The 24,935-nt window shown below is 41.2% G+C and carries 20 protein-coding genes; 6 read left to right on the top strand and 14 right to left on the bottom strand.

The window, feature by feature from the left end:
* Positions 1–17 precede the first annotated feature (17 nt).
* The 7 genes from O2Q26_RS04930 to O2Q26_RS04900 form a co-directional block, all read right to left on the bottom strand.
* Complete coding sequence (locus tag O2Q26_RS04930; RefSeq protein ID WP_289214834.1) at positions 18–1,403, bottom strand: aspartate aminotransferase family protein; 1,386 nt, start codon at positions 1,401–1,403, stop codon at positions 18–20.
* Positions 1,404–1,651: 248 nt separating this feature from the next.
* Positions 1,652–2,263 carry a YesL family protein gene (locus O2Q26_RS04925; protein ID WP_289214833.1) on the bottom strand — a complete coding sequence of 204 codons (612 nt, stop codon included), beginning with the start codon at positions 2,261–2,263 and terminating at the stop codon, positions 1,652–1,654.
* A 13-nt stretch (positions 2,264–2,276) separates the two neighbouring features.
* Positions 2,277–3,725, bottom strand: coding sequence for a glycoside hydrolase family 32 protein (locus O2Q26_RS04920; protein ID WP_289214832.1), 1,449 nt, complete (start codon positions 3,723–3,725; stop codon positions 2,277–2,279).
* 24 nt (positions 3,726–3,749) lie between these two features.
* Positions 3,750–4,601, bottom strand: a complete 852-nt coding sequence (locus tag O2Q26_RS04915) for a carbohydrate ABC transporter permease (protein ID WP_289214831.1) — start codon at positions 4,599–4,601, stop codon at positions 3,750–3,752.
* A 5-nt stretch (positions 4,602–4,606) separates the two neighbouring features.
* Positions 4,607–5,599: a carbohydrate ABC transporter permease gene (locus O2Q26_RS04910; protein ID WP_390216803.1), complete on the bottom strand. Its 993-nt coding sequence runs from the start codon at positions 5,597–5,599 to the stop codon at positions 4,607–4,609.
* A 68-nt stretch (positions 5,600–5,667) separates the two neighbouring features.
* Positions 5,668–7,014 carry an ABC transporter substrate-binding protein gene (locus tag O2Q26_RS04905; RefSeq protein ID WP_289214830.1) on the bottom strand — a complete coding sequence of 449 codons (1,347 nt, stop codon included), beginning with the start codon at positions 7,012–7,014 and terminating at the stop codon, positions 5,668–5,670.
* A 123-nt stretch (positions 7,015–7,137) separates the two neighbouring features.
* Positions 7,138–8,133 carry a LacI family DNA-binding transcriptional regulator gene (locus O2Q26_RS04900; RefSeq protein WP_289214829.1) on the bottom strand — a complete coding sequence of 332 codons (996 nt, stop codon included), beginning with the start codon at positions 8,131–8,133 and terminating at the stop codon, positions 7,138–7,140.
* A gap of 566 nt (positions 8,134–8,699) precedes the next feature.
* Between O2Q26_RS04900 and O2Q26_RS04895 the strand changes: the two genes are divergently transcribed.
* Positions 8,700–12,518, top strand: coding sequence for a GH32 C-terminal domain-containing protein (locus O2Q26_RS04895; RefSeq protein WP_289214828.1), 3,819 nt, complete (start codon positions 8,700–8,702; stop codon positions 12,516–12,518).
* Positions 12,519–12,849: 331 nt separating this feature from the next.
* On the opposite strand, the gene O2Q26_RS04890 is transcribed toward O2Q26_RS04895, so the two are convergent.
* The gene (locus tag O2Q26_RS04890) at positions 12,850–13,344 is read right to left on the bottom strand and encodes a lactoylglutathione lyase family protein (protein WP_253936696.1); all 495 of its coding nucleotides are present in this window, start codon (positions 13,342–13,344) and stop codon (positions 12,850–12,852) included.
* Between the two features lie 121 nt (positions 13,345–13,465).
* On the opposite strand from O2Q26_RS04890, the gene O2Q26_RS04885 reads away from it, so the two are divergent.
* Positions 13,466–13,807, top strand: coding sequence for a winged helix-turn-helix transcriptional regulator (locus O2Q26_RS04885; protein ID WP_289214827.1), 342 nt, complete (start codon positions 13,466–13,468; stop codon positions 13,805–13,807).
* A gap of 275 nt (positions 13,808–14,082) precedes the next feature.
* Here the strand turns inward: O2Q26_RS04885 and O2Q26_RS04880 are convergent, their stop codons facing one another.
* Entirely contained in the window at positions 14,083–15,999 is a 1,917-nt protein-coding gene (locus O2Q26_RS04880; RefSeq protein ID WP_289215305.1) for a heavy metal translocating P-type ATPase, read from the bottom strand.
* A gap of 374 nt (positions 16,000–16,373) precedes the next feature.
* Here O2Q26_RS04880 and O2Q26_RS04875 point away from each other — a divergent pair, with 374 nt between their 5' ends.
* From O2Q26_RS04875 to O2Q26_RS04865, 3 genes are all read left to right on the top strand, one after another.
* A complete protein-coding gene (locus O2Q26_RS04875; protein ID WP_289214826.1) occupies positions 16,374–17,228 on the top strand; it encodes a hypothetical protein in 855 nt (284 codons plus the stop codon).
* Positions 17,229–17,294: 66 nt separating this feature from the next.
* Positions 17,295–18,422 (top strand): toxic anion resistance protein, encoded by a 1,128-nt coding sequence (locus tag O2Q26_RS04870; RefSeq protein WP_289214825.1) that lies wholly within the window; start codon positions 17,295–17,297, stop codon positions 18,420–18,422.
* A 59-nt stretch (positions 18,423–18,481) separates the two neighbouring features.
* Positions 18,482–19,435 carry a calcium/sodium antiporter gene (locus O2Q26_RS04865; protein ID WP_289214824.1) on the top strand — a complete coding sequence of 318 codons (954 nt, stop codon included), beginning with the start codon at positions 18,482–18,484 and terminating at the stop codon, positions 19,433–19,435.
* Between the two features lie 146 nt (positions 19,436–19,581).
* On the opposite strand, the gene O2Q26_RS04860 is transcribed toward O2Q26_RS04865, so the two are convergent.
* Together O2Q26_RS04860 and O2Q26_RS04855 are read right to left on the bottom strand one after the other, a co-directional pair.
* Entirely contained in the window at positions 19,582–20,433 is an 852-nt protein-coding gene (locus O2Q26_RS04860; protein WP_289214823.1) for a DegV family protein, read from the bottom strand.
* Between the two features lie 247 nt (positions 20,434–20,680).
* Entirely contained in the window at positions 20,681–21,196 is a 516-nt protein-coding gene (locus tag O2Q26_RS04855) for a pyridoxamine 5'-phosphate oxidase family protein (RefSeq protein WP_289214822.1), read from the bottom strand.
* Between the two features lie 408 nt (positions 21,197–21,604).
* On the opposite strand from O2Q26_RS04855, the gene O2Q26_RS04850 reads away from it, so the two are divergent.
* Positions 21,605–21,826 carry a YetF domain-containing protein gene (locus O2Q26_RS04850; protein WP_289214821.1) on the top strand — a complete coding sequence of 74 codons (222 nt, stop codon included), beginning with the start codon at positions 21,605–21,607 and terminating at the stop codon, positions 21,824–21,826.
* A 410-nt stretch (positions 21,827–22,236) separates the two neighbouring features.
* On the opposite strand, the gene O2Q26_RS04845 is transcribed toward O2Q26_RS04850, so the two are convergent.
* The 3 genes from O2Q26_RS04845 to O2Q26_RS04835 are packed head-to-tail and all read right to left on the bottom strand — an operon-like array spanning position 22,237 to position 24,789.
* Positions 22,237–23,259 (bottom strand): hemolysin family protein, encoded by a 1,023-nt coding sequence (locus tag O2Q26_RS04845; protein ID WP_289214820.1) that lies wholly within the window; start codon positions 23,257–23,259, stop codon positions 22,237–22,239.
* Complete coding sequence (locus tag O2Q26_RS04840) at positions 23,252–24,658, bottom strand: hemolysin family protein (protein ID WP_289214819.1); 1,407 nt, start codon at positions 24,656–24,658, stop codon at positions 23,252–23,254. The genes O2Q26_RS04845 and O2Q26_RS04840 overlap by 8 nt, the downstream gene beginning before the upstream one ends.
* Positions 24,652–24,789, bottom strand: coding sequence for a hypothetical protein (locus O2Q26_RS04835; protein WP_289214818.1), 138 nt, complete (start codon positions 24,787–24,789; stop codon positions 24,652–24,654). The genes O2Q26_RS04840 and O2Q26_RS04835 overlap by 7 nt, the downstream gene beginning before the upstream one ends.
* Between the last annotated feature and the right edge of the window lie 146 nt (positions 24,790–24,935).

The raw sequence follows: 24,935 nt of genomic DNA, 5'->3' as shown, positions 1-24,935 counted from the left end.
CTCAAACCCTTCCTCTGTTAAAATACCTGCGTTAATACCCGATCATAAGCGTCAAGGGTGCGGTTAATCTCCTTCTTACCATGAACGGTAGAAAGACTATAACGATTTAATGGTTTTGTATAAATCCCCTCACACAACAAACGAAAATCGATTTCCTTCCTTATCCTAAAGTTCGATTGCTGCAGCTGTCGATAATTCAGTATTTTGTCTTGCTCAGTTATGACTACATTGAAAATGGAGCCCAAACCGATTGATTGCATGGCAACTCCACGCTTCGCAAACAACTTGTTAATTCCTTCTTTTAATTGATTAGTAATTGCAAACACATGATTGATTTCCTTTTCTAAGTGGTGGATTGTTGCTAGCCCAGCAGCAAGAATCGAGGGATGACCATTATACGTTCCACTATGAAATAATACTTCTTTCGCACTCGATTTTAAACTTTGACTCGAGTCGAACACATCGGAAGAAGCTTTAGGTGAACTTACCATCATGACTTCTTTTTTGCCACCGATCATTCCTACCGGGAATCCCCCGCCAACCACTTTACCAAGGGCAGTAATATCCGGCTTTATCTTATAGAGCGACTGAGCCCCGCCAAGACCTAGCCGAAATCCTGTTTTCACTTCATCAAAAATAAGCAGGATATCTAATTCTTCCGTCACTTTCCGTAACCCAGCCATAAACGATTGTTCAGCAGGGATAAACCCACCTTGAATTGGCTCAAGTACAACAGCAGCAATTTCATCTCTTCTTTTTGACAAAATTTCAGCTGTTGCATCCAAGTCGTTAAATGGCAAAATTATTGTATGTTCCTGGTGGTAAGAGTCTACTCCACTAGATTCAATGACAGCATTCGGTTTATGAGGAAGTCCGGCTTCGTCAATAGGTGGGTTTACGCTAAGTAGAACTTGATCATATCCACCATGATAGTGCCCTTCAAACTTAGCTATTTTGTTTTTCCCCGTGTAAGCATAGGCCATACGATTGGCCAGGAGAGTTGCTTCTGTACCTGAGTTCGTGTAACGAAGCAATTCCATACTTGGATACAATTCTTGAATTTTCTTTCCCATCTCTACTTCAAGTAAGTGTGGGGTTCCAAATAAACTAGTACCCTCTTCTTCAATTTGGTTATGGATGGCCTTATTAATTTCGGGATGTCCGTGCCCATGCATTAACGCACCATAAGAAAGAAGGTAATCAATATATTCGTTACCATCAAGATCATATAAATAAGCACCATTACCTTTCTTCATAATAACGGGATAGGGATCAAATGATTTAATATTAGCCGTTACTCCACCAGGCATTACTTCTTTAGCCTGACTAAAAAAATCCTTAGAACCAGGGGTTTTATCTAAGTAATTTTCTATAGCACGATTTAAACCGTCTTCTTTGTTCATAGATATTCGCTCCTCATGAAATGAATAATTCAAATTATAATGATATATGAAATTTATATTTCATTATAAGCCTGGAGTTAGCTTATGTAAATATAAGAATGGAATAATATTAATGAACAAACCTGCATCGGACACCTCATTTTATTCCTATGTTCCATTCCCCTAGAAGTGAAGTAGTGGCTCAGGGTTGTTAGTATTCATTTCTAATCCATGAAATAAAAAAAAGAGCTGTTTAATTTATCCAGCTCTTAAATCGTGGTAGTAGCACGTTTAAAGTAAGGACCGTGGAATATGAAAACGGTCACTAGTAATAATAAATTAACGGAGAAGAGAGGAATTAATCCCGGAATCAATCGTATCGTAATCGCTGCTATAAATGCACCTGTGATAAGGCCCAGTACTCTCCCTGGATGGACCAGCATAAAGTGTACAGCTTGTTTCACTGACTCTATGCCTTTTTGTCCTGCACTCAAAGGCAGAAGGGCGAGGCTGAGGGTTAATATGATCCCTAAAGCAAGCATAAATGTACTACTTAGAAATAAGTAAAACCAAACACCTTCAAACTGTAAGCTAATTAAAGTATTTACGGCTAAGATTGTAAGGAGGACCATCGAAATCAAGAAAATACGATTAGCTCTCCAAAAGCAGCGTTTAAACTCTTTAAAGCTATAAGAAAAAGGAGAAGCAGGCCGCTCTCCGGACATCCATTGAATAAGCAGTCCGGCGCAAACTACAGAAGCCGGATAAATACCTAACACTACTCCCCCAGCAAGACAGAGCATGATCCATATTAAATTGACAATTGCTAAGCGCATGACCCAATCACAAACGTTATAAATCCAGCCTCCTGTACCTGTCATTCTCTCACTCCCTTTACTTATTTAAATTGAATTGATCAATTTGGATTGAATGAACGAGTGTTTTTCCATCGGTTGAGCGCATGTTAATTTGTTGTTCTGTTTTCTGAACCGGCAAATACAAATTCGTTAAAGTTGTCTCACCTTCGTTTAAGAAAACTTCCACGGATGATTCATCACATAAAATGCTTAGCTTAGCTTTATTCGTTGAGGAAAGCAGATGCTGATGGAATCTGCCAGTGAAATCACTTGAAAATGGAGTCTCTTCACCAAAATCACGCTCAAAATAGACCTCTTCCTCGTTTAGACCAATACTGAATTTTTTCTCATCTTCCCCTGCGAACAGCTGAATTTCAAATCCAGCGTCATATTCAACTTCCACCATTACCCTAAAAGGTGCCCTGGGCTGTTTGAACTCTACTTCTTCTCCCTGTCCTAATTCAAATGAGGAAAGTGAGTGGAAAGGTTCTTTATTTTCCTCGAGTGTGTTTACCGGAGTTTGGATAACCCGATTCTTTCCATTAATAGTTTGAAGCGACAGCTCTCTTGGAATTGACATAGCACTTCTCCAGGGGTGTGTCGGAACTTCATTGGCGTACTGCCAGTTACTCATCCAGGCAAGAACAATTCTTTGCTCATCTGGTACATCCGAGAAAGACTGAGCAGCGTAAAAGTCTTTGCCTGAATCTAGCCAATAAATCTCATTCTTACGTTGTTCAGGCGAGAATGTTTTCCCATCAAAATCACCGATAAAATATTGCGTTCCTGAGCCGCCTGCAGGTCCCCCCGCATCAATTCCAATTTGGAGCACCCACTTTTGCTCCCCAGTCGTTTGATGGTGGAGCGGGAAAATATCGGGACATTCCCATGTACCTACTTGAGCGCCCCACCCTTCTCCAAATTCGCTTGCCCATGACCATGATTTTAGATCAGGAGACGTATAAAAGATTACTTTTTTCCCTGCTGCTAGAACCATAGTCCATTGACTGCTAGCTTCGTGCCACATCACTTTCGGATCACGAAAATCCTTTATATCTGGGTTCTCGATTACAGGATTCCCTTCATACTTTTTCCACGTACGCCCTTGATCATTACTATAGGCAATACTTTGACGCTGAAGTTCTTCTTTGGCATGAGTAAACACCGCAATCAGACCATGGCCTCCATCGAAAAATCCACTCGTATCTTCCCAGTCGACAACTACACTTCCTGAAAAAATATATCCTAACTCATCAGGATAAAGAGCAATCGGCAAGTGCTCCCACTTTAATAAGTCCTTACTTACTGCATGGCCCCAGTGCATGGGTCCCCACTTTTTGCTATGGGGATGATACTGATAGAATAAATGGTACTCCCCTTCAAAATAGACGAGTCCATTCGGATCATTCATCCACATTTCTTGAGGTGTGAAATGTATATGAGGTCTATATTTCTCTGTTTTTACTAACTCTTTGTTTTTTTCCATATAATCAGGTCTCCTTCTTCACAATTAATTCTTAGAACCCGTGTGTGTAAGTCCCTGCACATAATACCTTTGTAAGAAGGTAAATATAATGAGCATTGGAATAGTTGCCACAGTCAAAGCAGCCATCACTTGCCCCCACCTGATGGGTGGATCATTCATGAAGTACTGAAGGCCAATTTGAATGGTCCGCATACTTTCATCAGAAGCCACAACAAGCGGCCACAAGAAATCGTTCCAATGATTGATAAATAGAACAATGGCTACTGTAGCAAAAACAGGCTTAGATAATGGAACAACAATTCTAAAAAAGATGCCAATTTGCGAACACCCATCGATCTTAGCTGCTTCCTCAAGTTCCCTAGGAAAATCTAAAAAGAACTGTCTGAACAAAAAGATAGCAAATGCGTTTGCGATAAATGGAACGATTAAACCTGTATACGTATTTACCCAGCCTAAGTCATAAACAAGTACGTACAGCGGGAGGAAAATACTTTCAGGGGGAATGATCAGTGTGGCGATGATTACCCCAAGCCAAAAACCAGCAAGTGGGAATTTAAATCGCGCCAGTGCATATCCAGCCATGGAATTAACAATTAACCCAAGGATAATAATTCCAATAGTGTAGATCAGGCTATTTACGATGTACCGCATTAGATCCACACGCTGAAAGGCTTCCACGTAATTGTGAAAGTACCCTCCCTCCACTTCACTAGGCAAAGGAGGTAAGAATGCTTTAAGCGATGTCATATCTCTAAAAATTTGAAATTCATTTTTCATAGAGGAAACGAGCATCCAAATCAGAGGAAATAAAAATATGACGGTTATAATAGATAGCGTGACATAGAGAATAATCTTTTGTGTGAGAGTTTGTTTCATAATCCCTACACTCCCCCTTCTTCACGTGTGAGCATGCGTTGGATAATGGTGACAGCCAACACAATCACTGTAAAAACAACGGCCATCGCTGAGGCATAACCTACGTCTCTATAATTAAATCCGGTCTCATAAATATGATAGACGAGCGATTTTGTTGTCCCTAACGGACCTCCCTGGGTCATAATCATCGGTTGGACTAACAATTTAAACGCAGCTATTGTGATCGTAATAAAAATAAATAAAGCGATATTCCGTAGACCGGGCAGCGTAACATTTAAAAACTTTTGCCATTTACTCGCTCCATCAATATCGGCAGCTTCGTACAAATGGGTTGGGATGTTTTGTAACCCAGCCAAGAAAATCATCATTTGAAAACCGGCGCCCTGCCAAACGGACATAACAATAATTGAATTCATTGCTTGATCAGGACTGTTCAAGAAAGGCTGAGCAGGTATGCCGAACAAGCCAAGTAATTCGTTAATCAAACCCTCGTTAGGGTTATACATAAATGTCCATAAGATCGATACGACAACCAATGACATGACTACTGGAGAAAAGAATGCGGTACGAAAAAATACACGAAACCGAATTTTCTTATTAATAAGTAAAGCCAGTCCTAAAGCTACCGCTAACTGAACAGGGACTACGATGACCGCAAAATAAACAGTATTCCAAAAGGCCTGACGAAACTCCGCATCACTCAAAATATAGGAAAAGTTTTCAAACCCAATGAAAGAAACATCATTAGGAGTTAAAATGTAAAAATCAGTAAAGCTGTAATAAAAAGCTGCTCCCATAGGATAAAGCAAGAAAATTCCTAATAAAATCAAAGCTGGAGCCAAGAAAAAATAGCCTGTGGCAGCTTCCCTGAACTTTTGAGACTTCATTCTTTTCTTTTTGTATCGAGGCTTTTTATCAGCTACTTGAAGGTGGCCCCGTGAATCTTCATTGGCGTTAGTGTTCAACTGTTCTGCTGAAGAACTGTTAGATTTCTTCATGATTAACCTCCTTACCTGAACATTAAAAGGGGCAGCTGATCGCTTACTGCCCCCTCAATTAGTTGAAATTACTCCTTAAAGCGTTTCATTTCTCTCTCGACTCGATTGATCTGCTGATCAATAACCGCTTCTACATCTTCACCTAAAGCTGCGGCATGAAATGCTTGCGCATAAGCATCAGTCACAACAGGATATGCTGGCGTAGAAGGTCTAGCGTGAGCCGTTTCCAGTACTTGCTCCTTCATAATGCTGTAAGGTAATTCGTCGTATTTTTCCATAGAGTCAAACGCTGATTTTTGTGCAGGAGGCATTCCAGTTGCTTCAGATACCGTGATCGCAGACTCCTCATTTGTCATCCATTTCATTAATTCTGTAGCTTCTTCAGGATGCTCAGTGTTTTCAGTAATGGCATAAGCCATACTTCCAGAAGGCGAAACCTTCTCATCTTTGTAAGGGTAAGGCATCATGCCCCAGTTTAATTCGGCTTCTTCTGCAGAAACAGAAATCCATGGACCGCCGAGTGCCATCGCTGCATCTCCCTCTTCAAACTGAGTTTGACTAGGGCTTTCACTTACGACGCCTTCTTCAAATAAAGATTTAACATAGTTTAACGATTCAATGGTTTCTGGACTATTTAAGTGACCATCCACTTCCATGCCATTTTCAGAAACGAGAGATCCGCCGTTTGACCAAGTAAAAGGAGCTCCCATAAACGTCAGCCATTCACCAACACCCTCGTTCATGAATAGATTTAAGCCATAACGATCTTCTGTGGTTAGAGTTTTAGCATTTTCCATTAATTCATCCCACGTCCACGCTTCATCTAATGATTCTGCTGCTTCAATTCCTTCTTCTTCAAAAATATCCTTGTTGTAATAAAGCATTACGGAAGCTTCCATGGCTCCTAGTGAATAAAGCTTATCTTGGTAAGTACCTTGTTGAATAATAGAATCTACGTATTGGTTTTTTGTTTCCTCATCGATATACTCATCAATTGGACGAATTACTCCTGCATCTGCAAAGCTCGATACATATGGCCCATCAATGGCCATTACGTCCGGAAGATTTCCTGCTACTAGCGCTGCGTTAATACTGTCACTGTAAGCGCTTGCTCCATCATCAATGATGACTTCCGCTTCCACGAAAATGTCTTCGTGCTCTTCGTTAAATGCGTCAATTCTTTCGATGTAAGCATTTGTTTCATCTTCGCCTGTCTGGTGAATCCAGAAATCAAGAACAACATCTTCATCACCTGTAGCCTCTACATTAGTTTCCACTTCACCGGTTTCAACTGTATCTTCATCTTCTGTACTTCCATCTTCTGACGAGTTCCCCGATGTACCTTCACTATTGCTAGAACATGCCGCTAAAAATAACAAAATAAAACCGAATAAAAAGATTGATAACTTATTCAACTGTTTCTCCCCCTTTTATAAAGTAAAAATATAAGATTACACAAGATAAGCTTTCACTCACCTCCTTTAAGTAGTAAACGATTACGTAAACGATTACTTTATAGCTAAAAATAAGAAGGTACCTTAACAGGAACCTCTTATTACCAATTCAGAGTCTAACATCACTTCGTTTGCGCCTTCAGTATCTCCATGGATACGCTTTAACAATTGTTCAACCGCAGCCTTTCCCATTTCAAAAGCGGGCTGCCGCACAACAGATAAAGGCGGAGAAGAGATCTTCATCCAATCATAATCATCATACCCTATAATTGCCATTTGATCGGGTACTTTAACTCCATTAGTTTGCAAGTAAGACACGGCTCCCATTGTCATTACATTATTAGCAACAAACAATGCAGTTACTCCTTCATTATAAAGCTCTTCAGCCAGTTGATAACCTTCTTGAAAAGTAGCTGGTCCCTCTTTTATATAAGATTTATTAAAAGCAATGTGATGTTGAATTAAAGATTCCTTGTACCCTTCTAATCTTTCATCACTTGTTGTAATTCCTAAAGTCCCCGTAATAAATCCTATTTTGTCGTGCCCTTTGTTAATTAGTACGTTCACAGCATCCTTCGTTCCTTGACAGTTATTGACGAGAATCGTATCACCTTCATATCCTTGAGGACGTCGATCAATGAAGACTACAGGATACTCGCCATTAAACTGATCTTCGTATTTGTGCTCCTTTCCATTAACTGGAGCTATTACTAATCCCTCGATATGCTGACGGTTAAATACTTTAATCTGATCCTTTTCCATAGCTGCATTCTCATTCGAATTGCTAAGTACTAAGTTATACCCATTTTCCTTAAGTACTTGTTCAATTCCATTGGCAATGGACATAAAAAAGAAATTCGACGTATCTTCAGCTAATAATGGAACAAGAAGACCAATTGTATTTGATTTTCGACTTCTTAAACTGCGTGCCACCATATTTGGACTGTAATCCAAATCTTTCATGGCTGCGTATACTTTCTCCTTTGTCTTATCTGCTACATAGCGAGTACCATTAATAACATGGGATACAGTAGCAGTAGACACCTCTGCTTTCGTTGCAACATCTTTAATCGAAGCCATAGGACAATCCCTCTTTCCTGAGGATGAAGCAAACGATTACGTAATCGTTTACCTTAAGTAAATAGTAAATGAAGTAAGCGCTTTCGTCAATAGCTTGTTTATATTTTACGAACGTCCTCCTCTCTCTAATTATTGTGCTGCATGTCAACATCCTTTATTACACTAAATTTCAAACGTGTTGAATAGGGTGGAAGCATTATGTATAAATTAAAACTTTTCCGATCCTTGTAGTAAGTTTAACTCCTCTTATTCTAGCATTTGTATTATTCCTTTAAATTTCAGCAGAGATCATCTAAGTATTCATATCTGCCCCCCATAGACTCTCCAGATAATATACACGAATCAATATGAGTCTTTAGAATTATTCTGAATTTTTTTGCAATAAAAGGATGAATTAAGGGTGTTTCTATGTAATTATTATTAATTAATAGAGATGAAAGCGGTATCAAAAATAGTTATTTCTAACAACATATTTTTTTAGATCTTACGTAATCGTTTACGTAATCGTTTGCTTATTGTCTGTTTTATCTCTATTAATAATAAATTTTACTGGAAAGAGGGATGTCATGAGGAAGATGACTATTGGTTTTACAACTTTTTTTATGCTGCTCATCAGTTTTGTTTTTTTCAGTGAGAGTGACTTAGAGGCAAGTGAAACTAGCAAACTCTCAAATGATGAAGAAGCTCCTACTATAACAAATCCTGGATTTGAAACAGGTGATTTAACTGGCTGGACAAAAGAAGGCACAGCTTTTGATGAGCCTATCACAGATACCGAAGAATTTTGGGGTGGGCCATTCGGTCATGAAGGAACCTACCACCTTTGGGGCTTCAGTGGTGCAGATGAAGAATCGAATGCCGATGCTCGAACCGGAATTCTCGAATCTGAAACCTTCACTCTGGGGGGAAACGGCCAAATTGATTTTCTTATCGGCGGTGGACAAGATTCAGATCGATTATATGTATCACTTGTTCGTTCTTCTGATAATAAAGAGCTTTTTAAAGCTACAGGCGCGGACAGTGAAAAGTACCGACGGGTCCGATGGGATGCATCAGATTTTATTAGTGAGAAAGTATATATAAAAATTGTCGACCAGCATACCGGGGGATTTGGTCACATTAATGTCGACGATTTTCGTGTATACAATACAGATGATCATTCAGAAGAGGAAAAAGGAGTCCAACATTATTGGGCATTCGATGAGCAAAAAGGGAAATTCGCTTATGATGAAGCAAGCGATCAAGAAGACCTGGTAGAATATGTTTTCAATGATGCTAAATATAAAACCTCCACTGATCCATTATGGAAACAAGGAATAAAAGAAGGCGCGCTCTTATACGACGGTTACTCTACTTGGGTCACCCGCCCTGCAGAAGAAGCGATGAAACCTAAAAATGAGCTGACCATTGAAGCTTGGGTGGCGCCAAGATCCTACGAGTGGGGCGATTTAGGACAAATGTCTGCAATCGTAAACCAGGTCGATAAAAAAACACAAGAAGGATATATACTCGGTATGGGCAGACATGGTAAATGGTCCCTTCAAGCTGGAATGGATGGAGACTGGTATGAAGTCTGGGCTGATGAAGATAAGCCGCTCAAGAAAGATCAATGGTCCTATATTGCAGCTACTATTGATCAAGAAAAAAATCAAATGGAACTCTTCTTGAATGGAGAGTCTGTTGGTGTTCAAAAGATACCAGAAAATACTTATATTACACCCTCTAATAACCCATTAATGATTGGAAAACATAATCAAGCTGCTTCTGTAACAGCTTTCAAAGCCAACATGTTCAATGGACTGATGGATGAAGTCAAAATTCATAATGAGTCTTTAACGGAAGAAGAAGTCAAAGGAAATTATGATAAAGTTGTTTCAACATATCAGGACCAAAAGCTTCCGGATCCCAACCTTGATTTAGACCGATCTGTATACGACGGAGACCGGCATCGTCCACAATATCATATGATGGCACCCGGACATTGGATGAACGAACCTCACGCACCCCTTAAGTACAATGGAAAGTACCATATTTTCTACCAGCATAATCCGCAAGGTCCTTACTGGCATCAGATTCACTGGGGCCACATGGTAAGTGATGATATGGTTCACTGGGAAGACGCACCCGTTGCCCTTGCCCCTTCAGGAGTTTCACCTGATGGCGTATGGTCTGGAGACTCTACCATTGGTCCTGACGGAAATCCAGCTCTATTATTTACCGCTGGTGACGACAGTAAAACACCTAATCAGATGACAGGACTGGCAACAGCTGCAGATCCAAGTGATCCAATGCTTAAAGAATGGGAAATGTACGACGAGCCTGTAACGGTTCAAGAAAATGGTCTGGCTGCAGAAGAAGGGGAAATCATGTTTGGCCAATTCCGAGATCCCTATGTATGGAAGGATGGCGAAACCTACTATCAACTGGTGGGATCAGGCATTGAAGACGTCGGAGGAACCGCTCTCCTTTATACATCCAAAGATTTAAAGAACTGGGATTACGAAGGTCCCTTCTTCTCCGGGAATACTTCAGAATACCCTAAAACAGGAGATGTGTGGGAACTTCCCGTTATGCTACCTGTTGGAGAAGACTCTAACGGTGATCAGAAATACGCCTTTTTCATTAACCCATGGTTTAGTGAATATAGTGAGCATAATGTAAAATACGTTTTTCATTGGATAGGAACATGGGATAAAGAAACAAATAAATTTGTCCCTGATCACGAAGAGCCTCGACTGTTTGATTACGGAGAGCACTTAACAGGCCCAAGCGGAATGGTTGATGAATCCGGAAAATCCACCCTGTTTACGATCAGTCAAGACCGCCGCAGCGAACAGCAACATTATGATGCAGGTTGGGCACACAATGCTGGACTGCCGCTTTCCCTTTCACTTCAAGACAACAACGAATTAGGCATTGAGCCAATCAAAGAAATAGATTCACTTAGAGGTGAACAATTGGCCTCCTTCAAAAACAAGTCCATTCCAAAAGCGAATGAGATCTTAGAGAATGTTGAAGGAGATACTCTGGAAATAGAACTTGAGATTAAAGCAGATACAGCTGATGAATACGGCATTCAAGTCCGTAGAACTGCAGATGGTGAAGAACAAGTAGGGGTTTATTACGATGAAAACCTGCAACAATTCGGAGTCGACGCCACTAAAATGAGCTTAAATCCTGACATTCAAAAAACGAGCAACTCAGGAGAATTAGAATTAGATGGAGAAAATCTTAAACTTTCCTTATATGTAGACCGCTCTATGATTGAAGCTTACGCGAATGGTAAGAAGAGCATTACCACCCGTGCTTACCCAACCCGTTCCGATGCTCTCGGCATAAAACTTTGGAGCAAACAAGGCAAAGCTAAAATTGAGTCTATGAAAATATGGGAAATGGACTCAGCTTACGGTGAAGAAGCTCCTGCTTATCATGAACCTAAAGAAGAAGAAATCCCGCACGAAGAATTAACAAATCATGACTTCCAGACAGGTGACTTAACAGGATGGAAAGTGATAGAAGGTAACACCTTCTCAGATGAGCATGTAACCAATGCAGATAATTGGGGCTGGGGTGGTCCATTCTCTCAAGCCACAACGAGCCTGGATCCCGAAGGCTATCATTTGTGGGGCTACAACCCTGAGATCGGTGACGCAGGGACAGGAGTCTTACAATCTGAAACATTCACTCTTGGGGGGAATGGTCAAATTGACTTCCTCACCTCTGGTGGAGATGACAAGGACAAGCTTTACGTCGCCCTGATAAATGCTTCCACCGGAGAAATTCTGAAAAAAGCAACGGGTCAAAATGACGAAGCTTATCGGCGTTTAGAATGGGATGCTTCGGAGTATATTGGTGAAAAACTATACATTCAGCTCGTTGACCAAAGTACAGGAGGATTTGGCCACATCAACCTTGATGATGTCAATGTCCCTGTTCAAGTCTCAAGCTCATCAAAAGCTCTTGCGGAAAATGATGTAGTGACAATGCAAAAGGAATCGAACCAAAAAGCTTCTATTGCTATTAATTTAGATGAAGCTGCTAAGGAACATCCGAACAATAAAGTAAAGAAAAGCACGATTAAGAAACATGTTAAAGATATCTTTAATCATGATTCAGTGAACAAGTATATTAATGATACTAAAAAAGACCTTGCTTTAACTGTACAGTTTGAACAAAGCCAGGAAGTTAAACATAAGGAAAAACTACGCGCTTGGGTGATTAATGAATTAATTAAACAATCACAGCATGTTATGAATGAAAGTGCGGAGGTCACTATAGAGGTTGATGATCTGATGATTGCGACTTCACAACCGAACTATCAAAAGAAACTTCAGTCTGCTTTTGAAAATCTCGATAAAGTGACCATACATTTTCAAAACGAATGATTAAATTTAACCAATATAAAACTCGCATTAACACAATTCATCTATATGTAAAATCTAGTAGGAGGAGGTGACAAGCCCTCCTCCCCCTCTCTCAAACCAACGTACGTGCGGGCCAATGAATCTGTTACCTTAGGCGTAAGAGTAGTAATGGATTTGAACTTAGAAGTGGTATACACGCCTTCACTTTCGGAAAACTAATAAAAAACCCCTCTTAAGTTTAGTGAACTCTTAAGAGGGGTTTTAGATGTAAACTTTAAAAAAACACAAATTATTATTGGAGATAGATTCCACTATAGCAGGGTTTAGAGCATTACTTATAACATACTTTTCATTAATAAGCTCCTGCAGAATAGGTCAGCTCATAGCTGTGGGTATAAATTTCAAATATATTTCCGAAAGGATCTTCGACATAGACCATTTTGAACGGTTTTTCATCCGGATAATATTCACGAATAGGCATACGCTGTTTACCACCGTATTCTTTGATCTTCTCTACAATTCCTTCGATGTCAGGATCTTGCACACAGAAGTGGAATATACCTGTTTTCCAATACTCAAAATTATTTTCGGGTTGTTCATTCTCAGGAAATTCAAAAAGTTCGATTCCTATTTTGTCCCCCGTTGATAAATGCGCGATTCTAAAACGTTCCCAATCATCTCCAAATACATCACGGCACATTTGTCCAATTGGAGAATCGTCATTCTGCACTTCAGACGGTTCCATAATGACATACCACCCGAATACTTCCTTATAGAATTTTACAGCTCTTTCTAAATCAGGCACGGAAAGTCCGATATGTGAAAATGTTCTTGGATATGGCTGCATCTTGTATTCCTCCTGTTTATCTTTTGACAATCCTTATTATATATCCGTAAGATTTGATTATGTAAGAGCGCACTTTTTTGTGAGACACTAACTTAAAAGTAAGTAAGGAGTGAGTAAACGCTTGGAGAATAACGTTCAAGTTGATGACAAAGGCAAACTGAAATGTTCAATTGAATATACGTTAAACAAAATCGGTGGTAAGTGGAAAACCGTGATTCTATGGCATCTATGTGTGGAAGGCACCTACCGTTATAATGAATTACGTCGTCTGCTGCCAGGAGTTACACATAAAGTACTAAGTCAGCAGCTAAAAGAATTAGAAGAAGATGGATTGATCAAAAGAAAGCAATATAATGAAATACCTCCAAAGGTTGAATATTCGATGACCAAGAAAGGTATGACGTTACAACCTGTTTTAGAAGAGATGCACAAATGGGGAACGGACCAGGATAAAAAATCTTAAAAGTGAAGTAAAAAAAGAGCTGTTTAATATAGACAGCTCTTAAATCGTGGTAGTAATACGTTTAAAATAAGGACCCTGGGATATGAAAACGTTCAACAGAGTAGAGATGAATTAACCCCTGAATCATTATTATCGTAATTACTGCTATAAAAGAACCTGTGATAAGGCCCAGTACCCTTCCTGGATGGATACATAGAGTGTACAGCTTCTTTCACCGACTCTATGCCTTTTTATCCTGCACTCTGAAGCTAAAAAACCTGTTTTATAGATGGATGCTATGTTTTAAGCAAACGCAGCCCGTTCAATATAACTAAGATCGTACTGCCTTCATGGCCAATGACTCCAAGTGGCAGGTCAAGTACCTGGAGAAAGTTGGAGATAATCAACAGCATGATGACAAGAAGCGAAAAGACGACGTTCTGTTTTATGACTTTATTCATCCGTTCAGATAATTGAATGGCTTCCGCGATTTTCGGAAGATCATTCTTCATTAAAACAACATCTGCAGTTTCCAATGCAACGTCCGTACCTGCTCCCATAGCTATTCCTACGTTGGCGGTAGCTAATGCAGGTGCATCGTTGATCCCATCCCCGACCATCCCTACATTCTCATAAGCTTTACGTAAAAGTTTAACTTCTTGCACTTTTTCTTCCGGCAAACACTCGGCCACATAATTATCCATTCCTGCTTCTTTTGCGATTGCTTCAGCGGTAGTTTCATTGTCCCCCGTCAGCATAACGGTATAGACTCCATTTTTTCGCAAAACTTGGATAGCATCTTTTGTTTCTTCACGAACGGTATCTTTAAGTGCTACTAACCCCGCTATACCGTATTTATCTCCGATAAATACAACCGTTTTACCTTGTTCGGCTAACTTTTTTAACACGCCATTTTGAAAAGATTCAGCAGCTTCTTTCCCTAGAAAGCCTGGCTTTCCAATTTTCCAGGTCACTCCATCAATTTCAGCTGTTACACCACTCCCGGGAATATCTTGCATATGTTGAACCTCTAGTCGTTCAACGTCAGGCAGCATATTTGTATAATTGACTATTGCTTGAGCTATAGGGTGATTAGACTCACGTTCTATGGATGAAAGGATGGATAGTATTTCAGCCACTTCTTTGTCTGAACGAGTGATTAGGTCTGTCACTTCAGGCTTCCCATTGGTCAATGTCCCTGTCTTATCAAATGCGATTGCCTGCAAGTGAGAAAGTTTTTCTAAATGAACGCCCCCTTTGAATAAGACGCCATTACGAGCTCCTGTCGAAATAGCAGAGAGGGTGGCAGGCATGATAGAGGCTACTAAAGCACAGGGGGAAGCTACTACCAACAGGATCATTGCTCGATAAATAGTATCCGTCCAGCTCCAGCCAAAAACAAAATGTGGTAAGAACATCATAATTGCCACAACGACCAGCACGGCTTTTACATAAGTTCCTTCAAAACGTTCAATAAAAAGTTGGGAAGGAGACTTTTCACTTTGTGCCGATTGTACGAGTGTAATGATTTTTTGAAAAAGTGTTTCATTGGCTGGTTTGGTGATCTCTACCGTTATGCTTCCATTAATATTGACGGTCCCGGCAAACACTTCTTCTTGCATTTCTTTAGAGACAGGGAAGGATTCCCCTGTTATAGCACTTTCATCGATAGTCGTTCTCCCTTTGATAATTGTGCCATCAGATGGAACTCTTTCCCCTGCTTTTATAAGTATTTGATCACCGATATGCAATTGATTTATAGAGACTAATTCTTCTTCCCCGTTCTTAATACGCAAAGCTTCTTGAGGCTGTAAATCCATCAGTGAGGAAATTTCCCGCTGACTCTTGTTCATCGTGTATGTTTCTAATGCTCCACTTAATGCAAAAATGAAGATTAAAATAGCACCTTCTGTCCAGTATCCAATTAAAGCAGAGCCAATGGCAGCAAAAATCATCAGCATTTCTACGTTCAATTCCCGTTCGGCCATCGTCTTTTGGATGCCTTCCTTAGCCTTAGCAAACCCGCCTATTACAAATGCCAGGATATGCAAGGTAACAAATATGGAATAAGGCAATTGATTTCCCCATACCCATGCGGTTAATATCATTATTCCGCTGAGAATAGCAGCTATTAACTCCATATGTTCCTTTATCTTGAATCCGCTGATTAAGCAATTATTTCTAAAAGGTTTCTGTGCAGTTTTTCGAGGGATATTTCTCACGTTTGCAGTCAATTTTCTCAACCCCTTCATTTTAAATGAGAATGGTAATCAACTTCATTCACCCCTTAAAATTCATTATGCTGCCACACTTTTGTGTGACAGCACTTGATCTCAAACTAAAATAATTATAATATAATATATATTATTATATCACCACATAGATGTGCTTAGTCAATAGTATGGAACCCTCAAATAAGTCCATTTTATGGAGGTTTAGTAAAGAAATGAGCAAAAGTGAAACCACCCTCCTTTGCAGAGAGTACATAGTCATTTCTTCATATCAAACTCCGATTTGTGGTATTCTTGAAGTAATATAGAAACAATTTGTCGCGGAAAACGAAGGAATCAAAAGGGGGTGATGAAGTATGGAAAACTTCTACTCTTCTACGCTTGAGAATTTGGAAAGAACATTCATGCCGCATACCTCCGAATACCAGCACTACATCGATTTTCATACGATGAGAGAGATGAAGCAGGTCATCAAAGGGAAGCTCCCTGTTTATTTCGATCTGCAAGTAAAAGAACTGGTAGAGATGAACATGAGATATATTTTGGATGTCTATTGGAACGGTGTTTTTTTCACCGTAGTAATCCCAACTTCCAACACATTCAAGGGTATGATCGAAGTGTACGGTAAGCCGCCGCAAATGCTGCTTGGCCGGTTTGAAACGAGAGAAGAAGAAAACACATTGGTCACTACGTTATTAAAAGAAGAATTCACGAGAAGAAAAGGGCTCGAAGACACATTGCGTGATTTTTCGAATGCTTTGTTTACGTATTTGAATTCCTACGTGGAGAAAAGGGAAACATCAGGAGAGGACTCAACTTTGGAACATCCAGGAGAAGCGATCCTCGAAGGCTGGGACTTCCCGTTTCTCGAGAATCACCCTGATCTGCAAAAGGAATGGGCGTCTCTAAAGAAACGGACAGTGAAACAATTCAAACGAATGGAAGAACTTGAAATAGAAGAACAATACGCTCTTGAAACGATGATGGACAAAGACGTTCCTGACTTCATCAGATCGTTTCAGCGATTGTCGGATGTAAATAAGGAAAACAGGAAAGATGAACTGTTGGAAACGATGCACGATTTGCGTAAGTTCATCGAAACACTTGAGCGTAAAGAAGAAGAAAGTTATGCTCAGAATTTTGCCAGAAGCAAGGGAATCATTACTTCCAAGTATAATAAAGAAGAAAAGAACTTCTTCTCGCAGAAGTAAAAAGATGTTTAGCTACCCTACGTTTATTTTGTTCGAAACAATTCATGGCAGATAGGAGATATGGACATGAGTGAAAATTCTTTCCATAGAGACAAAGAGGCTGAAATGAACCATCAGGACTTAAGAGAAGCGATGACTCTTATTGAAAAAGAAGATATCGACCGCCTGAACGAAGAAGCCGAAGCTTACGCGGAAAGGTTCAAATCTTCCAGGGACGACTCCCTTTCAGAAGTGATGAGAGAACTCGGGGACCTCGGAGAAAAAGAACAGCGCGTCGCCGGGGAGACGATGGAAACGTTGAAGCGCCCGGTAAACGACCTTATGACCAAAGGTAATAACGACATTCCTGAAACGTTGAGTGAACTCGAGGTTATTGTGTCGGACCTTGATCCGAAGCGCACCGAAGGCAACGGCTTTCAGAAATTCTTTTATAAACTAAGCAAACAGCAGCCCATCGACCGCTACATGAAGAAGTATGAAACCGTCGACTCAAAGATTGATACGGTTGTTCGCAGTCTGCTGTCTGGAAAAGACCGCCTTGAGGAAGACAGTGTTGAATTGCAGATTATCAAAGAAAACGCCCAGAAGCGTATTTATGACCTGGACAAGCAAATCTACCTTGGGAAGAAGCTGTTTGAGCTCTTGAAAGAAAAAGAAGCTGAGGGTGAATACGACCTGGCACTGCTAACAGAAGGAAAAGAGAAAATCATTACACGTACGAGAAACATGACCCAGATGAAGAGCGTGTTGCATCAGAGTATTTCTTCTGTAGATATTATTAAGAAAAATAATGAAAAACTGAAGGAATCGATTCGTAATGCAGTTACACTGACGAAAAATATTATTACCGTTTCCGCTTCGATTCAGCTGGCTTTGAATAATCAGCGGAAAGTGATCGATACGGTGAACGGCGTCAATAAAGCGACCGAGCAGATGCTAGTCTCGAACTCCAGGAACCTGAAGGAGAATGCGGAAGAGACGACACAAATGATGGAGAATCCGGCAATCAGTATGGAAGCTCTTCAGGAGTCTTTCGATAACGTATTCGAAGCTCTGAAAACGACAGAGCAGTCGTCCGAGCGGATCATCGCTTCGAGTGAACAGTTCATTGAAGAGATGGATGCTTTAAACGAAAATGTCCGGAAGAAATTATCCCAGACCGGTAGTCATACACAAAGAGCGCTTCGTGATTGAAGCGCTCTTTTATAAATATGGGTAAACGATTAAAAATAAAAGGAGTTTGAAGAGTAACTATGGCTTACATATTATTAATTGTCGGCTTCGGTTTATTAATTAAAGGGGCAGATTTATTCGTTGATGGATCTTCCAACATTGCCAGGCTGCTCCGTGTCCCGCCCATTTTAATAGGGTTAACGATTGTAGCTTTTGGCACAAGCTCACCTGAGGCAACAGTCAGCATCATTGCAGCTTTACAAGGAAATGCTGAAGTTTCACTGGGAAACGTGGTTGGAAGTAATATCTTTAATATCACTTTAGTAGTAGGTATTGCAGCCTTCCTCTATCCGTTAATGGTAGAGAGTGAAACAACCAAAAAAGAAATCCCATTCATACTTCTGGCTAGTGGAGCTTTACTCGTACTTATCAGTGATAACCAATTACAGGGGTTAAGTGAAAACTTGCTAACACGCGGGGACGGCATCATCTTTTTATTGTTTTTATCTATTTTTATGTACTATGTGATTGAAGTAGGCATGAAAAGCCGGAAAGAATCCATCCATGAACCAATCCCTTCAAATATTAAGTGGGGCAAAAACACGGGTTTAACGTTAGCAGGTTTAGCCGCTATTATTTTTGGCGGAGACATGGTGGTGGACAACGGAACAGCGATTGCCTATGATCTCGGAATGAGTAATACATTAGTAGGATTAACCATCATTGCGATTGGTACATCTCTTCCTGAACTAGTAACTTCCATATCCGCTGCATTAAAGAAAGAAAGTGGAATTGCACTAGGGAACGTGGTCGGCAGCAATATTTTCAATATCTTATTTGTTCTCGGGGCTTCAGCGGTCATTACGCCTTTACCTGTGAATGGAAAGATATTTACCGATGTGATGATTATGATTGCATTGAGCTTGTTATTGCTCTTATTTTCGAGGACCCATTATAAAATCGGAAAAAGAGAGGGTTTCATCCTTCTGAGTATGTATATCATTTATCTTATTTACATTATTTTGAGAAACTGAGATTTTATTTTTTTAACAGAAACATAGGAATTAAAGCAACAACGAATATCTTATAGATGTAACTCTAATACTAGTTTCTTTACTGAAAGTGCCTGCCCCCACTGCGTTAGTTCTTTAGCAGGACGGGGGCAGCACTATATTTAAAACTATTCTTCTAACCCTGCTACCCCAAAGCCCCCAGCTCCAGAATGAGTCGAAATCATACCGCCCGCCTGGATCCATCTTATGTTTTGGAATCCGTTTTCTTTCGCCACCTCATCCATCCGCTGCTTGATTTTTTCATCGAGTCCGATCGAGTATATAAAATAAAGCTGCTCTCTATCGATGTTGAATTCATTCAAATAATCATTCAAGAGTTTTTCAGTAGCTCCACTCATTTTCCCGCGGTATTTCTTTGTAGACATCAACTTTCCATCCTTCAACTCTATGCATGGCTTTATTTTCAACAGCGTTCCAATCAGAGAAGCCATATTGCTTACCCGTCCTCCCGCTTTAAGAAACTCCAGGCTGCCTGGGATGAAAGCCAGCCTTGCTTTAGGAACGACTGCCTCTATTTTTTCAACTAAGCGTTCCGGTTTAATGTCAGGTTCTTTTTCTAATAAATTAGCGGCATACAATACAATCGCAGCTAATCCTCCCGTAACGTTCAAAGCATCAATGAGAAAAATGTCTTCAAATTCTTCCGCAGCAATTACAGCATTTTGAAAAGAAGAAGACGCTTTTGATGTATAACCAATATGGATAATGGTGCAATCTGGGAAGTTCTCTCTTATCGTTGAAAAAAACTCTTGATACTCATGAGTATTTGTCGCAGTAGTGGAGGGGATCTTCTTCGTACGTTCATAGTAGTCATAAATATCCTGAACCGGCAAAGAACCGTCTAAATAATCCTTTCCATCCATAATGATGTGCATAGGAACGACTTGAATATCATACTTTTCAGCTAAATCACCCGGTAAGTCAGCACCGCTTTCAGTCGATAAGATGATCCTCCGCATTCTATTTCCCCCTTGGTTATATTCAGGTCCGAGTCACTCTTCCTGCTTTATGCTTTAACTATACATGAGAAAACCATATTAGTGAAAATGCCTGTCCCCAACTGCGTTAGTGTTTAGCAGGACGGGGGCAGGCACCATCAGATATTATATTCCTCCAAACCGCTGGAAGGATTATTTTTAGTGGCAGCAAAAGAATACAGGGACGACCTTCCCCTTCATGCAGGTATACTCAGAACATCCCCCATAGTTACCTTGAATTATCATCAAAATGAACAGTATCTTTTAGATTATTACCTTCGTCTATTGATTTACTACTTGTCATTTTTTTCACAAATTCCTTAACTACTTTGACACTCACACCGGACTCCCAGTACTCAGCGATTTCAGGTGTCACTTTGACCAGTACAACATTCGGGTCATCGGCAGATGCGTTCAGCACTTTTTCGATAATCTTATTCCAGTATTCTTTCTTCTTATGATCATCCTGGACAAATTCAGCATTTCCGCTGATTGATACATAGGAACTTCCTGCATATGCCAGATTAATGGCGGGGTTACGTTTGATATCTTCATATTTATCCGTATCTTTTTTTGTAATGAACCAGACTTCTCCCTTATCCATTTGTACTTCCTGCGTATGCATTGGCCTGGACATCAGCCTGCCCTCTTGAGATAACGTGGTCAGCATTGCCACCTTCTCATCTTTAATCAAGTCTTTAATGTTCTTGATAGTTTCTTGGTTTTCAGTGTTTTGATCAGCCATTTATGCTTTCCTCCTTAGAATTCTCAACAATTGCTTTTCTCCTTGTTTAAGAGAATTTTCCAACTATCAGATCTTCTTCTTTCTTTTCCCGGGTAGATACAACATTACACTTTTCTTTTCCATGTCAACGATTCCAGTAATTTCCGACATATGGAATTTGAAAATTACAAGCCTAGAAATATACTTGCCCCCCTCATCATAGTCAAAAACAGAGGCGTTTTCCGTTCACTGTTACATTCATTCTATATAAAAAAAAGAGAAAATGAGTAATTAGAAGAGGGTTTTTTTAAAAAAAAAGCGCGTCCTTGTTTAAGAAAAGCAGAGCCGCACAAACTAATAAAAGCTTACATAAAAAGGACGTGAACGTATGGATTTCTTTCAACCCCAGCACAGCCTGACAGCGATCGAGTGGATACCCCCGGGGATCTCCAGCTGACCGTACAGCCGTTTGACCTGCCGAGAACGATTATTAAAGAAAGAAAGCTTTTAAAGGAAGAGCTGCTTGCGGCAGGCAAACGGGAGGGCTGGGTAAAAGCGGAGCTGAACGCCCAGTTCCAGAACGAGCTGAAGGATGTGCTGCTCGCTACGATCGATGGGAAAGATAAGCTGAAGGTGTTTTATTATTGTTAGATACTCGCGAACTAGAAATCATAAAGCCAAACTTCTATATAAACGAAACCCCAGGCGGAATTTGCTAACGCCTAGGGCTTTATTTCCATCAACTTACCATTCGTCCGTTCAACTCACTGATGGAGAAGGTTGAAATAGATTATTTCTAAATACTTTTAATGGCTTGTTTGTAAATATCTCTGGTCAACTGCTAAACAAACACTCTTTATTTAATCAAAAATATAGTACTTTATAGATGAACGTACCGGGGGCTGACTCCGAAATTCCGGTCACTCATAAAAAATCGCCTACTTTCGATAATGGGTTGTGGTGACTTCATTATACCGAAAAGAGGCGATTTTATTGTATATAAAACAGGAAAAAGGAGCTGTCAAAAAGTCATTTTTAATAACCTTTTGATACAGCTTCTTTTATGAATCATTGTCGTTCAGGCGAGGCAGCACATTGTTAAAGACATCGTTCATTGTGATGACGCCCAGGAACTTAGAACCGTCCATAACCACGGCCAGCTGCTCACTGGACCGCCGCATGTTCGTAAGAGCTTCATGTAAGAGTGTGTTCGGATGCAGGACGAACGAAGGGCGCGCAAGTTCCCTCGCCGGCCGGTCCGCCGGCTCAAGCAGCGTATCACGAACATGAAGGACTCCCGGGGGCCCTTCACCCTCTGTCATAACGAGGACGCGTTTGTGACCGGTACGTTCTGTTGCTTTCTGGACATCATGTGCCGTGGCATCTGAATCCACCGCTGTTGGACCTATTTCTTTCGGAAGTAAGTCAGCGACCCTTAAAGTTTCCAAATCAAGAGCACCTGAAATCGGTCTGCGGATGGACGCGTCCAGCGCACCGACATTAGCCGAGTATTCCACAAGGTGTCGGATGGTCGCAGCATCCTGACCACCAATCGCAGCGGAATCGACTGGTTCCACACCCGAAGCCTTCACGAGACGATTGGCTATATTATTTATCCAAAAAAGCATTGGCCGGAATAGCCATATGAATACGCGGGAGGGCAAACCGACCATGATTGCCGAGGCCTCAGGGTGCGCGATCGCCCACGATTTTGGTGCCATTTCGCCAACGACGAGATGCAGGAACGTCACAATCAGCAATGATAAGAAGAAAGAAGTTCCATCGGCCAGCCAGTATGGAATCCCCACATCAGCAAATATCGGTGAAAACCAATCATCGACTGCTGGTTTAGTCACCGCACCGAGGGCGAACGTACATACCGTAATTCCCAGCTGTGCCCCTGCCAGCATGACTGTAAGTTCATTCACTGATCGCAATGCAGCTTGGGCGCCACGGCTGTTGACCGCTTCCTCTTCGAGTCGATGGCGCCGGGCTCCAATGAGCGCAAATTCAATGATAACGAAGAACGCGCTTAGTGAAATGATTGCTATTGTCACTAAAATTATAATCAAGGGGTTAGACATCCTTTCCCCTCCTTGCCTGTTTCTGAGTCGCTTCAGGATCAATATCATTTTCTGGTTCATCTATTGTCAAATAGACCAAGGTGGGAACCCAACTGTCTACCTCGATTATCCGCGCTACTAAATAATGGCGGACAGGGTCATCATGAACGAGGTCTGCCGGGTCCTCAGGCAGCTCAACCGTGATTGTTTCATTGACAGCAGGGAGGTTACCACGCTGTGCAATAAGCATTCCGGCTACCGTTTCATAATCACCACGCGGCAGTTGATAACCGATTTCACGTTCGGCCTCATCGACGTGAACATCTCCGCTCATTTGCCATGAGTCCTCCCCTTCAGATTCGAAGACCGCCGGTAGTTCGCTGTCGTGCTCGTCCGAAATTTCACCCACGACTTCTTCAGCCAAGTCTTCCAATGTCAATACTCCGGTAAAGCCGCCATACTCATCGATGACACAAGCGAGGTCGTTTTTTGAATCGCTCATACGCATTCGTGCCTCCGGCAGCGACATTACAGTGGGAACGACCAGCGGAAGTCTCATAATCGAAGTGACAGGTTCATCGTTAGCCGAAGATGAGGCCAGTACATCGACAAGGTGCACAACACCAATTGGTTCGTCATCGGAATTAATAACTGGATAACGGGTATGTTCCTTAGCCATCAAGGCCCGCACCTCACCAATGGTAATTTCCGGCTCCACAGTATCTGCGCGAGATCGCGGTGTCATTGCGTGCTCGACGTCGCGCTGCGGAAAGTCCAGGATTCGATCTAGTACGATAGACAGATTTTTTGGCAAATCACCGCTTTCACGAGAGTCAGCCACAATGTGCTCCAGGTCACGAGCATTAGCACTGCTATCGAGGTCATGGACTGGCTCGATTTTCAGAAGCCTTAGAAATCTATTGGCTGCCTGATCAAAAATCTTAATCAACCATCCAAAAATCGCAAGGTAAATATTCGTTGAATGAGCGAGCCTGAGAGCCAATGGTTCGGCATTGGCAATCGCAAGGTTCTTAGGGTACAACTCACCAAAGATCATTTGCACAACCGTCGACACAGCCAAAGCCAGCACAGTACCGACCGAGATGCTGACCGCGGCAGGCACACCGACCCCATCAAGCAGTACGCCCAGACTTTCACCCACAAGAGGCTCGGCAACGTACCCAATGAGTAGACCTGTAACAGTAATACCAAGTTGAGCTCCAGAAAGCATAAATGATGTCCGCTTTGTGACCGCCAATGCACGTTTAGCTGCACTATCGCCTTCATCGGCCAGTGCGCGTAACCGGGAGCGGTCGACAGACATGTACGCAAACTCTTGGGCGACAAAATAACCATTTGCGGCGATGATAGCGAGAATCACGATGATGCCAAGCAGCAAAGTCAGCGTAGCTATTAACATAAGTAATCCACCGCCTTAATTAAGTAGATTGGTTGGCTGCAATGATCTGGATCCTGCGTAGATGGACTGTCATTACTCGGTTGAGAATCAGGGGCTTCACTCGTAGTTGACGACATAAATTCCTTACTCATTAATTTTTCTTCCTCCGTTGTGTACGTAATTCTTATCCATAGTACATAAAACCAGATGTAAAAGCAATAAATTAGGAGGCGTATCCGTGTGAACCGGCGTGATCGCGTAATCGTGCACAAGGTCCATAACGAACTCGGCACCATCT

Origin of the sequence: Halobacillus campisalis, from assembly GCF_030345335.1 — a bacterium.
GTDB lineage: Bacteria > Bacillota > Bacilli > Bacillales > Halobacillaceae > Halobacillus_A > Halobacillus_A campisalis.
The sequence above is the reverse complement of the archived record's forward strand: the minus strand, read 5'-3'. Positions and strand labels throughout refer to the sequence as shown.